Origin of the sequence: Castellaniella caeni NBRC 101664 (assembly GCF_001592225.1) — a bacterium.
Lineage (GTDB): Bacteria > Pseudomonadota > Gammaproteobacteria > Burkholderiales > Burkholderiaceae_B > Castellaniella > Castellaniella caeni.
The window spans coordinates 111,228-124,323 of the sequence record NZ_BCWN01000005.1; the positions used below are offsets into that span (position 1 = coordinate 111,228).

The 13,096-nt window shown below is 67.2% G+C and carries 12 protein-coding genes; 6 read left to right on the forward strand and 6 right to left on the reverse strand.

Going from position 1 to position 13,096, the window contains the following annotated elements; all coding sequences use genetic code 11:
• The first annotated feature begins 230 nt into the window (after positions 1-230).
• Entirely contained in the window at positions 231-905 is a 675-nt protein-coding gene (gene pyrE, locus CCA01S_RS04960) for an orotate phosphoribosyltransferase (RefSeq protein ID WP_066454896.1), read from the forward strand.
• Between the two features lie 19 nt (positions 906-924).
• Here the strand turns inward: pyrE and gatB are convergent, their stop codons facing one another.
• The 3 genes from gatB to gatC are packed head-to-tail and all read right to left on the reverse strand — an operon-like array spanning position 925 to position 4,219.
• Entirely contained in the window at positions 925-2,382 is a 1,458-nt protein-coding gene (gene gatB / locus CCA01S_RS04965; protein WP_066454899.1) for an Asp-tRNA(Asn)/Glu-tRNA(Gln) amidotransferase subunit GatB, read from the reverse strand.
• A complete protein-coding gene (gatA, locus tag CCA01S_RS04970; RefSeq protein WP_232304973.1) occupies positions 2,382-3,905 on the reverse strand; it encodes an Asp-tRNA(Asn)/Glu-tRNA(Gln) amidotransferase subunit GatA in 1,524 nt (507 codons plus the stop codon). Before gatA ends, gatB begins: the two co-directional genes overlap by 1 nt.
• A gap of 5 nt (positions 3,906-3,910) precedes the next feature.
• Complete coding sequence (gatC, locus tag CCA01S_RS04975) at positions 3,911-4,219, reverse strand: Asp-tRNA(Asn)/Glu-tRNA(Gln) amidotransferase subunit GatC (protein WP_066454905.1); 309 nt, start codon at positions 4,217-4,219, stop codon at positions 3,911-3,913.
• A gap of 249 nt (positions 4,220-4,468) precedes the next feature.
• On the opposite strand from gatC, the gene CCA01S_RS04980 reads away from it, so the two are divergent.
• The 5 genes from CCA01S_RS04980 to rodA are packed head-to-tail and all read left to right on the forward strand — an operon-like array spanning position 4,469 to position 10,191.
• Positions 4,469-5,512, forward strand: a complete 1,044-nt coding sequence (locus CCA01S_RS04980) for a rod shape-determining protein (protein WP_043685149.1) — start codon at positions 4,469-4,471, stop codon at positions 5,510-5,512.
• Positions 5,513-5,538: 26 nt separating this feature from the next.
• Complete coding sequence (gene mreC / locus CCA01S_RS04985) at positions 5,539-6,423, forward strand: rod shape-determining protein MreC (protein WP_066454908.1); 885 nt, start codon at positions 5,539-5,541, stop codon at positions 6,421-6,423.
• Entirely contained in the window at positions 6,404-6,970 is a 567-nt protein-coding gene (gene mreD, locus CCA01S_RS04990; protein ID WP_180984146.1) for a rod shape-determining protein MreD, read from the forward strand. Before mreC ends, mreD begins: the two co-directional genes overlap by 20 nt.
• Positions 6,971-6,979: 9 nt before the next feature.
• On the forward strand, positions 6,980-9,049 hold the full coding sequence (gene mrdA / locus CCA01S_RS04995) for a penicillin-binding protein 2 (protein ID WP_084386500.1): 2,070 nt from the start codon (positions 6,980-6,982) through the stop codon (positions 9,047-9,049).
• On the forward strand, positions 9,046-10,191 hold the full coding sequence (gene rodA, locus CCA01S_RS05000; RefSeq protein ID WP_066454922.1) for a rod shape-determining protein RodA: 1,146 nt from the start codon (positions 9,046-9,048) through the stop codon (positions 10,189-10,191). The genes mrdA and rodA overlap by 4 nt, the downstream gene beginning before the upstream one ends.
• A 23-nt stretch (positions 10,192-10,214) precedes the next feature.
• Here rodA and mutY read toward each other — a convergent pair whose 3' ends face one another.
• From mutY to CCA01S_RS05015, 3 genes are read right to left on the reverse strand one after another with little or no spacing between them, the layout of a single operon-like run.
• Positions 10,215-11,369, reverse strand: coding sequence for an A/G-specific adenine glycosylase (mutY, locus tag CCA01S_RS05005; protein WP_066454926.1), 1,155 nt, complete (start codon positions 11,367-11,369; stop codon positions 10,215-10,217).
• Complete coding sequence (locus CCA01S_RS05010) at positions 11,369-12,277, reverse strand: cell division protein FtsX (protein ID WP_066454928.1); 909 nt, start codon at positions 12,275-12,277, stop codon at positions 11,369-11,371. The genes mutY and CCA01S_RS05010 overlap by 1 nt, the downstream gene beginning before the upstream one ends.
• Positions 12,274-12,945: a cell division ATP-binding protein FtsE gene (locus CCA01S_RS05015; RefSeq protein ID WP_066454931.1), complete on the reverse strand. Its 672-nt coding sequence runs from the start codon at positions 12,943-12,945 to the stop codon at positions 12,274-12,276. The genes CCA01S_RS05010 and CCA01S_RS05015 overlap by 4 nt, the downstream gene beginning before the upstream one ends.
• Positions 12,946-13,096 lie beyond the last annotated feature (151 nt).

Here is a 13,096-nt window from a genome sequence, read left to right on the forward strand (position 1 = left end):
TGGTGGGTCAAGAAGAAAAGTTGATCTGATGCTTGTGGAATGATAGACGGCTGTGTGCTGAAATGCACGGCGCCAGATAAGGGCAGGATGTCGGCCCTGGGGTCTGTGCGCGGGTGGGGCTCGCGGGACGCCGGAACGTCACTGCCGGGGGGCGGCCGTCGCCCTGGACGCTGGACGCGGGTACTGTCCGTGGATATGCCCGATAATGTCGGTTTTCCAGATTTCGAGACATGACCATGCCCGGCAGCCACGCCCAGTCCTTCGTCCGTTTCGCCCTCGAACAGGGCGTCTTGCGGTTCGGCGAGTTCAAGACCAAGTCTGGCCGCCTGAGCCCTTACTTCTTCAACGCCGGTCTATTCAACGACGGTGCCAGCGTGGGCCGCCTGGGGCACTTCTACGCCCAGGCCCTGGTGGACGCCGGCCTGTCCTTCGACATGCTGTTTGGCCCGGCCTACAAGGGTATTCCCCTGGCCACGGCCACCGCCGTGTCGCTCGCCGTCGAGCCCGCCCTGTCCGGCCGCCTGGTGCCCTTTGCCTTCAACCGCAAAGAAGCCAAGGATCACGGCGAGGGCGGCGTGCTGGTGGGGGCGCCGCTGCAGGGGCGCGTGGTCATCATCGATGATGTGATCACTGCGGGCACGTCGGTGCGCGAATCGGTGTCGCTGATTCGCGCCGCCGGGGCGCAGCCCGCCGCCGTGCTGATCGCGCTCGACCGCATGGAGCGCGCGGGTGCCGAAGGCGCGCTGTCCGCGCACTCGGCGGTGCAGGATGTCGAACAGACGTACGGCATTCCGGTCATCAGCATCGCATCGCTGACGGACATCATGGCGCTGCTGGCAGGCGACGCCGCCCTGGCCGACTATCGTGACGCCGTGGCGGCATACCGCGCCCGGTACGGGATCTGACGCGGTTGCCTGAGAACGATCAGCCGTCCAGCTTTTGCTTGAGAACGGTGTTCACCTGTTGCGGGTTGGCTTTGCCGCGGGCCGCCTTCATCACCTGGCCCACCAGCGAATTGAACGCCTTCTGCTTGCCTGCCCGGTATTCTTCGACGATGGCCGGGTTGGCCGCCAGCACGGTGTCGATCATCGTTTCGATTGCCCCTGTGTCGCTGATCTGGCGCAGGCCCTTGGCCTCGATGATGGCGTCCGCATCGCCGCCGGATTCGCCCGCCCACATCGCCGCGAACACGTCGCGCGCGATCTTCGTCGAAATCGTGCCGTCCAGGATGCGGGCGATCAGCGCCGCCAGCTGCGCGGGCGACACGGGCGAGCGATCGATTTCCAGCCCGTCGCGGTTCAGGGCCGCCGACAGCTCGCCCAGAATCCAGTTGGCCGCCTGCTTGGCCTGATCGGCGGGCAAGGCGGCGGCTGCTTCCTCGAAGTAAGCCGCGACACCGCGATGCAGCGTCAGCTGCGCGGCGTCGTATGCCGACAAGCCCATGGCGGACTCGAAGCGTGCGCGCTTGGCCGCCGGTAGTTCGGGCATGGCCGCGCGCACCTGCTCGATCCATTCGGGCGACACCACGAGCGGTGGCAGGTCGGGGTCGGGGAAATACCGATAATCGTCCGAGTCTTCTTTGGTGCGCATGGCGCGGGTTTCGTCTTTGTCCGGGTCGTAGAGCCGCGTTTGCTGCACGACCTTGCCGCCATCTTCGATGAGCTCGATCTGGCGCCGGATTTCGTACTGAATGGCGCGTTCCATGAAGCGGAAAGAGTTGAGGTTCTTGATCTCGCAGCGCGTGCCGAATTCGGCCTGGCCGCGCGGGCGCACCGACACGTTGGCGTCGCAGCGGAAAGAACCTTCTTGCATGTTGCCGTCGCAGATGCCCAGCCAGACCACCAGGCCGTGCAGCGTGCGGGCGTAGGCCACCGCCTCGGCGGCCGAGCGCATTTCGGGCTCGGTGACGATTTCGAGCAGCGGCGTGCCTGCGCGGTTGAGGTCGATGCCGCTGGACGATTCGCCGTGCGGCCCGGTGTAGTGCTCGTGCAGCGACTTGCCCGCGTCTTCTTCCAGGTGCGCGCGTGTGAGGTTGATGGTGTGTTCTTCCTCGCCCACGAAAAACGTCAGCTGGCCGCCCACCACGATGGGCAGTTCGAACTGGCTGATCTGGTAGTTTTTGGGCAGATCGGGATAGAAGTAGTTTTTGCGCGCGAACACCGAGCGCTGGGCCACGGTTGCGCCGATGGCCAGGCCGAACTGGATGGCGCGCTCGACGGCGCCTTTGTTCATCGCCGGCAGCGAGCCCGGCAGCGCCATGTCCACGGCATTGGCCTGCGTGTTGGGTTCGGCGCCGAAACGTGTGCTGCTGCGCGAAAAAATCTTTGACTGTGTAGACAGCTGGGCGTGGGTTTCCAGCCCGATGACGACTTCCCAATCCATTATGCGTGTTCCGGTGTGCGTTGATGCCAGTCGGTGACCTGCTGGTAACGGTCGGCCAGGGCCAGCAGGCGGCCCTCGTCGAAATAGCGCCCGACGATCTGCAGGCCGATGGGCAGGTGTCCCGATTCGCCGCCAAAGCCGCAGGGAATCGACATGCCGGGCAGCCCCGCCAGGCTGACGCCCAGCGTGTAGATGTCGCCCAGCCAGTCGGCGATGGGGTCGTGGCGGTTGTCGCCGATGCGCCGCGCCACCGTGGGCGTGACCGGCCCCATGATGACGTCGCAATCTTGCGCGAGTGCGCGTTGAAAGTCATCGACGATCATGCGCCGCACGCGCTGCGCCTGCAGATAGTAGGCGTCGTAATAGCCGTGCGACAGCACGTAGGTGCCCACCAGGATGCGGCGGCGGACTTCGTCGCCAAAGCCCTCGGCGCGCGAGCGGCTGGTCATGTCGGCGAGGTCGGTGTAGTGCTCGGCCCGGTGGCCGTAGCGCACCCCGTCGTAGCGCGACAGGTTGCTGGAGGCCTCGGCGGGCGCGATGACGTAATAGGCCGGGATGGCGAGCCGGGTGCGCGGCAGCGAGATATCGACGCGCGTGGCACCCAGCGCCACGAAGGCCTGGATGGCGGCCTCGACTGCCGTGCCGACGTCGGGGGCCAGGCCCTCGTTGAAGAATTCGCGCGGTACGCCGATGCGCAGCCCCTTGAGCGGCTGCTGGCCTGCCGCCGCAAAGGCGCCCTGGGCCGCGGCGTAGTCGCCCTGGATGCGCCCGGCGGCATTGGGCCGCCCGTCGCAGGATTCGAGGCTGGTGGAGTCTTGCGGATCGAAGCCGCTCATGGCGTCGAGCAGTGGCACCAGGTCTTGCGCGCTGCGCGCCAGCGGGCCGGCCTGATCGAGGCTGGAGGCGTAGGCGATGATGCCGTAGCGCGAGATCGTGCCATAGGTGGGCTTGATGCCGCTGACGCCGCAATAGGCGGCGGGCTGGCGCACCGAGCCGCCAGTGTCGGTGCCCGTGGCGCCCAGCACCAGGCCGGCGGCGACGGCCGCGGCGGAGCCGCCCGACGAGCCGCCGGGAATGCGTTCGGCGTCCCAGGGGTTGCTGACCGGGCCGAAGGCCGAGTTTTCATTGCCCGAGCCCATGGCGAATTCGTCGCAGCTGAGCTTGCCCAGCGACACCGTGCCCGCCGCTCGCAGGTGGCTGACCACCGTGGCATCGAATGGGCTGACGTAGTTGGCCAGCATGCGGCTGGCCGCCGTGGTGCGCCAGCCCTGGGTGACGAAAAGGTCTTTGTGGGCGATGGGGATGCCCGTCAGCGGCCCCGCCTGACCGCTGGCCAGGGCCGCATCGGCCGCCTGGGCCTGGGCCAGGGTGAGCGCGTCGTCGATGTGCAGGAAGACGTGGGGGTCGCGGTACTGGCGCGCGGCTTGCAGCGCGTCGCGGGCCAGTTCGGTGGCGCTCAGCCGACGTTCGCGCAGGGCGTCGCCCAGAGCCTGGATGCTGTGGAATTCTGAAAGCTGGGTCATGGGTGTCATTCGATGACGGTGGGCACGAGAAACAGCCCCTGGTGGGGCGCCGGGGCATTGCGCAGGCAGGCGTCGCGCTGTTCGGGCGACTGGGCCGGGTCGGCGACGTCGTCGCGCAGGCGCAGGGCGATGGCCTGGTGCGCGGCCAGCGGGTGCGCCATGGGTTCGATACCCGTGGTATCGACCGCCTGCAACTCTTCGATGAGGTCGAGGATGCGGTCGAGCTCTTGCTGCGCGCGGGATTGGTCGGTGGAATCGAGCCGCAGGCCCGAAAGCCGTGCGAGCCGGGTGATGTCCTGTTCGGTGAGTGCCATGTTGCTGTGCCGAAGGGGTTGCCATCGTCTGGCAGCCAGATGAGTGTGTGCGGATGTGTCCGCAGGCGTTGAAAGCGGGGGATTTGCAAAACTTTACCCCGTATTTCGCGCCTGTCCTCTGGGGATTATAAGTTATCATTACCGATTCCATGCGGCTTTCCCGGCTTGTGCCGCTGTGCTGGTGGTCTCTCGTAGACGGCACCTGGCCTTTCGCGCGGAATCATCCCATCCCCTTTTATTAGTGCGCCCATGTTCGGATTCCTACGCAGCTATTTTTCCAGCGATATGGCAATCGACCTCGGCACGGCAAATACGCTGATCTATGTCCGCAGCAAGGGCATTGTGCTCGACGAGCCGTCCGTTGTTGCCATCCGCCACGACGGCGGGCCCAATGGCAAGAAAATCATTCAGGCCGTCGGCCACGAAGCCAAGCAGATGCTGGGCCGCGTGCCCGGCAACATCGAAGCCATCCGCCCCATGAAAGACGGCGTCATCGCCGATTTCACCGTCACCGAGCAGATGCTCAAGCAGTTCATCCGCATGGTGCATCCGCGCAGCATGCTGGCCCCCAGTCCGCGCATCATCGTCTGCGTACCCTGCGGCTCCACCCAGGTCGAACGCCGCGCCATCCGCGAATCCGCCCTGGGTGCGGGTGCCAGCCAGGTGTATCTCATCGAAGAACCCATGGCCGCCGCCATCGGCGCCGGCCTGGCCGTGTCCGACGCCAGCGGCTCGATGGTGGTGGACATTGGCGGCGGCACCACCGAGGTGGCCGTCATCTCGCTGGGCGGCATGGTCTACAAGGGCTCGGTGCGCGTGGGCGGCGACAAGTTCGACGAAGCCATCATCAACTACATCCGCCGCAATTACGGCATGCTCATTGGCGAGCCCACCGCCGAACTCATCAAGAAAGAAATCGGTTCGGCCTTTCCGGGTTCCGAAATCCGCGAAATCGAAGTCAAGGGGCGCAACCTGTCCGAAGGCGTGCCGCGCAGCTTCACGGTGTCGTCCAACGAAATCCTCGAATCACTCACCGATCCGCTCAACCAGATCGTCTCGGCCGTCAAGACGGCACTCGAACAGACGCCGCCCGAACTGGGCGCCGACATCACCGACAAGGGTATCGCGCTTACTGGTGGTGGCGCCCTGCTGCACGATCTCGATCGTCTGCTGCAAGAAGAAACCGGCCTGCCGGTGGTCGTGGCCGAAGACCCCCTCACCTGCGTGGTGCGCGGCTGCGGCGAGGCGCTCGAGCACCTCGAACGCCTGGGCGGCGTCTTCATCTACGACTGATCGGGTGGGCTTGGCCGCTGTCCGTCATGCGTGAACCCGAAACGCTCAGGCTGTTCAAGCGCGGGCCCAGCGTCGAGGTGCGCCTGGTGCTGCTGCTGGCCCTGTGTCTGGCGCTGATCGTGACGGACGCGCACTGGCCGGTGCTCACACCCGTGCGCCAGTCGCTGTCGCTGGCCATCTACCCCTTCCAGCGCGTGGTGCTGGCGCCGCGCGACGCGCTGGAATACATGGACAGCTGGTCGCATGCCGCCACCCTGGCGCGCGAAGAACAAGACGCCCTGCGCCGCCAGCAAATCGAGATGGCTCAGCTGGTCACCCATTCGGCGCAGCTCACCACCGAAAACGAACAGCTGCGGCGGCTGCTCAACGTGTCCGAATCCATTTCGCAGCAGTCCGTCGCGGTCGAGGTCTTTTACGTCCCGCCCAATGCCTTCAGTCACCGCCTGGTGTTCAACAAGGGGTCGCGGGCGGGCATCGAGGCGGGCATGCCGGTGATCGACGAAGGCGGGGTGGTCGGGCAGATCATCCACGTCACGCCCTTCACCTCCGAGGCGGCGCTGCTCATCGACGACCAGGTGTCCATCCCGGTGCAGGTGCTGCGCAACGGCCTGCGTCTGATCGCCTTTGGCAGCGACGAGGTGGGCAAGCTCGAAGTGCGCTATCTCACGGCCAACATGGACGTGCGGGCGGGCGACACGCTGGTCACCAGCGGTATCGGCGGCCTGTTTCCGGCGGGCCTGTCGGTGGGGCGGGTCGAGAAGGTCGATCGCGACCCGGGCACCGGCTTTGCCATGGCCGTGGCCGAACCCTTGTCGCACCCCGAACGCTACCGCCATTTCCTGGTGCTGAAGGTCGATGTGTCCAAGGTGCCCAAACCCGAGGAGATCGAGCATGCCCTTGGTGACAACTAGGCGGCCCGCCGGGGGCTCTTCGCTGATGTCCCTGCAGCCCGTGGACGCCAGCCCTTTCCAGCGGCCTTCGTCGGCCTGGCTGGTGTGGGGCTCGCTCATCCTGGTGTGGATGGCGTCCCTGCTGCCCTGGCGACTCTGGAGCCCGGTGCCTGACGTGCTGCTGCTGGTGCTGTGCTTCTGGTGCCTGCACGAATCCGATCGCGTCGGCCTGCTCACCGCCTTCATCTTCGGCCTGCTGATGGACGTGCACGATTCCGGCCTGCTGGGCCTGCATGCCCTGTGCTACGTGCTCAGCACCTACGGGGTCTTGCGCCTGCAGCGGCGCCTGGAGCACTTCAACGTCTGGGTGCAGACCTTTCACGTGGTGCCCGTGCTGGTGTTCGCCGCCCTGGTGTCACGCCTGTTCGGCGCCTGGCTCAATGGCGAGTGGGTGGGCTGGGACTGGCTCTGGTCGGCCCTCATCACCGGGGTGCTCTGGCCGCTGGCCGACATCCTTTTGCTGCTGCCCCAGCGTCGGCTCGATGGCGACGACGTGGGCGTCGTCTGACAGCCCGCCATGTTCGAGTTTCGCAAGACCAGCCAGCGCCAGCGCCAGACGGTATCCCTGCGCGCCTGGGTGGCGGGGCTGTTCGCCCTGGTCTGCCTGCTGCTGCTGGTGGGGCGCCTGTGGTATCTGCAGGTGGTGCGCTACGACAATCTGTCGGCGCGCGCCGACCAGAACCGCATCACCATCGTGCCGATTCCGCCGCGACGTGGCCAGATCACCGACCGCCACGGGCGGGTGCTGGCCACCAATCAGCGCGATTACACGCTGCTGGTCACGCGCGCCCAGGTGCAGGGCAAGGTCGAGGACATGCTCGATCGCCTGCGCGAGCTGGTCTACATCAGCGAGGCCGATCAGCGCAAATTCTTGCGGCTCTACCAGCAAAGCGGGCGCTACGCCCCGGTGCTGCTGCGCAACAACCTCAACGACATCGAGGCGTCGTGGTTTGCCGTGCACGCCTTCGAGTTTCCCGGCGTCAGCCTGCAGGCCCGCTGGGTGCGTGCGTACCCGGAACGCGAGTCGGCGGCCCACGTCCTGGGCTTCGTGGGGCGCATCTCCGAATCCGACGAGCAGCACCTCGAAGACACGGGGCAGGAAGGCAATTACCGTGGCACCCTGGTCATGGGCAAGAAGGGCATCGAAAAGACCTGGGAGAAGGCGCTGCATGGCCGCACGGGGGTCGAAGAGCTGGAAGTCACCGCCACCGGGCGCCCGGTGCGCGAACTCAGCCGCACCGACCCGATTCCGGGCTCCAACCTCGAACTGTCTCTTGACGAAGGACTGCAGCAGCTGGCCGAGGCCCAGTTCGCCGGGCGCCGGGGGGCCTTGGTGGCGATTGCGCCGCACACCGGCGAGGTGCTGGCCTTCGTCTCCTCGCCCTCCTTCGATCCCAACCTGTTCGTCGATGGCATCGACGTCGAGAACTGGCGCAAGCTGAACGACTCGCCCGACCATCCGCTCATCAACCGCCCCTTGTACGGCACGTACCCGATCGGCTCCACCTACAAGCCCTTCGTTGCCCTGGCAGCGCTGGAAATGGGGTTGCGCGGGCCGCAGGACATGATTCCCGATCCGGGGTATTTCGAGCTGGCGGGGCAGAAGTTCCGCAACGCGGGTGGGGCGGTCTACGGGCCCACCAATCTGCACAAGGCGCTGATGGTCTCGTCGGACACCTACTTTTTTTCGCTGGGGGCGATCATGGACGTGGACGCCCTGCACGACTTCAGCAAGCAGTTCGGCTTCGGGCAGATCACCGGCATCGACCTGGACGGCGAGCGCCGCGGCGTACTGCCTTCGCGCGAATGGAAGCGCCAGGCCTATAAAAAGCCCTCGCAGCAGCACTGGTTTCGCGGCGAGACCGTCTCGGTGACGGTGGGCCAGGGCTACAACGCCTTCACCCTGCTGCAGCTGGCGCAGGCCACCGCCGTGCTGGCCAATGACGGCGTGTACATGAAGCCGCACCTGGTGCGGCGCATCATCGACCCCTTGACAGGACGCTTCACGTACCCGGTGGTGGGCCCGCAGTACACCATTCCGCTCAAGCCGGCCAACCTGAAAGTGGTGCAGGACGCCATGGTGGATGTGATCCGCAAGGGCACTGCGCGGCGGGCCTTCGAGGGGGCGGCCTACCAGGCGGCGGGCAAGACGGGCACCGCCCAGGTCTACAGCTTGCGTGGTGCCAAGTACAAGGCGCATGCCGTGGACGAGCGACTGCGCGATCACGCCCTGTTCATGGCCTATGCGCCAGTGGACGACCCGCAGATCGCCGTGGCGCTGATCGTGGAGAACGGCGGCTGGGGCGCCTCGGTGGCCGCCCCGATTGCGCGGACAGTCTTTGATTACTGGCTGGCCCCGGCGCGGGTGGCCGAGCGCAGGCAACGGCTGCAGTCCGAGCACGAGTCGCGCCGGGTGGCGAATCCCGTCCCCAGCCCCGGCGCGGGGAACCCCCCGGTGGTCAATCCGGCGCTGCGTGAAGGGCCGGACGCCGCGCCGGCCCCCGAGGACGAGGGCGTGCCCGAACCCGCTCCCTTGCCGGATGCCGAGACGCCGCCCGAAGACGGCGCCCAGGAGGAATCGCAATGAAAATCCTTGTGCTGGTGGCCCGCCGGATGCTGGCGGTGCTCGATTGGCCGCTGCTGATCCTGCTGGTCGTGATGGCGCTGGTGGGCATGGCCACCATGCATTCGGCGGTGGGCAACACCGACTGGCGCTTTGCCGACCAGCTGCGCAATTTCCTCATCGCCTTCGCCGTGATGTGGGCCGTGGCGCTGATGCGCCCGGGCCTGATCATGAAGTCGGCGCCTTACTTCTACGTGGGCGGCGTGGCCTTGCTGCTGGCCGTGACGCTGTTCGGCGTCACCAGCAAGGGCGCCACGCGCTGGCTCGATCTCGGTTTTGGCCGCATTCAGCCTTCGGAAATGATGAAGATCGCGGTGCCGCTGATGCTGGCCTGGTATTTCCAGCGCCAGGCCAGCACCCGCTTTCGCCTGCGCGACTTCCTGCTGGCCAGCGCGCTGCTGCTGGTGCCCGCGGGGCTCATCATCGAGCAGCCCGACCTCGGTACGGCCCTGCTGGTGCTGGCCTCGGGCTTTTGCGTCATCTACTTTGCCGGTTTCCCCTTCAAGCTGCTGGTGCCCGTGGTGCTGGTGGCCGCCGTCAGTCTGGGGACTCTGGTGTCCTACGAAGACCAGATCTGCCAGCCGGACGTGGACTGGGTGGTACTGCACGACTACCAGAAGTACCGCGTCTGTGTGCTGCTCAATCCGGGCTCCGACCCCCTGGGCAAGGGCTTCCATACCATCCAGTCGATGATCGCCGTGGGCTCGGGCGGGGTCTACGGCAAGGGCTACATGCAGGGTACGCAGACGCACCTGGACTTCATTCCCGAACGCACCACCGACTTCATTTTCGCGGTGTTCGCCGAGGAATTCGGACTCTATGGCGGGGTGACTTTGCTGTTCCTGTACGCCCTGATCGTCCTGCGCGGGTTGACCATCACCGTGCGGGCGCCCACGCAGTTCGGCCGCCTGCTGGGCGGGGCCATGTCCATGATGATGTTCGTCTATGTGTTCGTGAACATCGGCATGGTCACGGGCGTGCTGCCCGTGGTCGGGGTGCCGCTGCCCTTCATGAGCTATGGCGGCACGGCTCTCATGACGCTGGGCATCGCCTGCGGGCTGCTGATGAGTATCGGGGCGCACCAGCCCAAGACGCGCAGCGGCTGAGGCTGGCCGCGACGGCGGTGTTTTCAGGCAGGCGGGTGCGGGTAGAGCCCGTCCAGCAGCCGCGCCACCGGCGCTGGCATGCCCAGCCCGGACAAGGCGTCCAGGGCCGTCCAGGCCGATTGCCCCACCGATGGCGGCAGCAACGCCGGATTGGGCTTGGCGCGGCGGGCAGCGCCGCTTTCGGCCACGGTTGCGTGCGGCGCGGGCAGCAGGTTCGCGGCCTGGCGCGACAGGCCCGGCAATGTCACGCGCAGGGGCTGGATGAGCAGGCGAAAGTGTGTGAAGACGTGTTCGAACGCGGCCAGCGTCTCGATGGCCGCCGCGTGCGGTGCGGCCAGTTCGCGGCAGGCGGCTTCCAGGGCGGCGCGGTCGGCGAAAACCGGCAGTGCCCACAGCCCGCCCCAGATGCCCTGTGCCGGGCGGCGCTGCAGCCACAGCCGACCGTCGGATTCCAGAATCAGCAAACAGCAGCTGTGGCGCGGCTGGCTAGGGCGGCTTCTAGGCGTGGGCAGGCTGTCTTGCAGGCCCAGGCGCCGCGCCGCGCAGTCGTGGCGCAGCGGGCAGTGTTCGCAGTCGGGGTGGCTGCGCGTGCAGATCGTGGCACCCAGATCCATTTGCCCTTGGGTGTAGGCCCGCATATCCAGATCGGCGGGCGCCGCGTCCAGCCAGGCCTGTGCGTGCCGCCACAGCGTCTGCATCAGGCGTGTCGAACCGGTGTCGCCCTCCAGCGCCAGGTAGCGCGCCAGCACCCGACGCACATTGCCGTCGAGGATGGGCGCGCGCTCGCCGAAGGCAAAGGCGGCGATGGCGGCGGCGGTCGAGCGCCCAATGCCGGGCAGCTCGGCCAGGGCGGTGCTGCCGCGCGGAAAGCGGCCCTGCCAGGTGTCGCGGATCACCTGGGCGCAGCGGTGCAGGTTGCGCGCCCGGGCGTAATAGCCCAGTCCGGCCCAGGCCTGCAGCACGTCGTCGGCGGGGGCGTCGGCCAAGGCGAGGACGTCGGGAAAGCGCGCCAGGAAGCGTTCGTAGTAGGGAATGACGGTACTGGCCTGCGTCTGTTGCAGCATGATCTCCGAAAGCCAGATTCGGTAGGGGTCGGTGCTGCCCTGCCAGGGAAGATCGTGCCGCCCGGCCTGTTTCTGCCAGACGGCGATGCGGGATGCGGGGTCGGGCAGGGACATCAGAACTGGGTGTGGTGCGTGACGGAGAGCCGCGCCGCGACCGCCCCCAGGATGATGACGAGCAGGCCGGACAGCAGCAGGTCGGGCGTGGCGGGCAGCTGCATGGCCCATTCGATGCCGTAGCTTTGGGCAAAGCGCCCCAGCAGCGTGTTCAGCGGTGCCATCGCCAGCCAGGCCAGCAGCAGGGCCAGCAGGCTGGCGGCGAGGCCGGTGAGCGCCCCCAGGTACAGAAAGGGTCGGCGCACGAACGACTCGGTGGCCCCCACGAGGCGCGCCACGGCGATCTCGTCGCGCTGGGTGAGCGCCTGCAGGCGCACGGTATTGAAGACCGTGGCCAGCACGACGACGATCACCGCGACGGCCAGCAGGCCCAGGCCCACCCGGACGAAGGAAAGCAGCGATTCGAGGCGCCGCACCCATTCGCTGTCCAGCTGCACGTGATCGACGCCGGGCCACGTGCGCCAGGTCTCGGCCAGGGACTGCGCGACCTGCGCCGGGGTGTCGGAATCGTGCAGCGTGACGATGATGGCGTCGGGCAGGGGGTTGTCGGCGAGGGCGTCCAGGGCCTGGGCCCAGGCCGGGTCGGCGCGCAGTTGCCGCAGGGCCTGGTCGCGCGGGAGCAGGTGTGCGTCGGCCAGTTTGTCGCCTGCTTGCGCGCGCAGTTTTCCGATCAGCGCCTGTTGTTGGGGAGCTGTGGTGCCGGGGGTGAGAAACAGGGTGAGTTCCGGGGCAACCGCCAGCTGGCGTGCCAGCGGCTGGCTGGACTGCAGCACGGCGGCCCCGAGAATGGGCACGGCCAGCATCAGCGCGATGACCACGATGTTGGCCAGGGACGAAAAAGGGTGCAGGCGCAGGCGGCGCAGGGCCACACGCAGGGCATAACGGTGGTGGCGCAGCCAGGTTCTCATGCCGCAACCCCCTTGAAATCGGTGAAGCGTCCGGCGTCGATGTGCAGGGTGCGCTGGGCGTAGCGGGCCATGAGCGCCGTGTCGTGCGAGGCGATGAGGGTGGTGACGCCCACCTGGTTGAAGTCGCGGAAGACGTCCATGATGTGCGTGGCGCTGTCGTGGTCGAGGTTGGCGGTGGGCTCGTCGGCAATCAGGATGGCCGGACGCCCGACGATGGCCCGGGCGATGGCCAGGCGCTGCTGTTCGCCGCCCGACAGTTCGATGGGCCAGAGGGTTTCCTTGCCGCGCAGGCCGACTTTCTCGAGCGCCGCGCGGGCGCGCGTGCCGGCGATGGCCGGGTCGAGGCCCTGCACGGCCAGGGGCAGCAGCACGTTGTCCAGGGCGTGGCGGTCGAACAGCAGGTGGGCGTCTTGCAAAATGAGGCCGACGGTGCGGCGCAGGTAGGGCAGGGTGCGCGGCGACAGGCGGTCGATACGGTGCTTGTTGACGGTGACCGAGCCGCGGCTGGCGGGTTCGAGCCCGCCGACGAGCTTGAGCAGGGTGGATTTCCCGGCCCCCGAGGGGCCGGAGACGAAGATGAACTCGCCCGGGTCGATATGGAAATTGACGTCGGCCAGGATGTTGCGGCCGCGTCCGTACGATTTGAAGACGTGCTGAAATTCAATCATGGGATGCCTGCGGGTCGATCCGGGTGTGTGTCCCTCTGGTGCTCCGCTCGGTTGATGCTCGTGCTTGAATTCGATGGCTGCACAGCCCCTGCTGCGTTGCAACCGAACGGGACACCAGGTGCCAAGATTGTATGCCGAGCCCGGTGCGTGG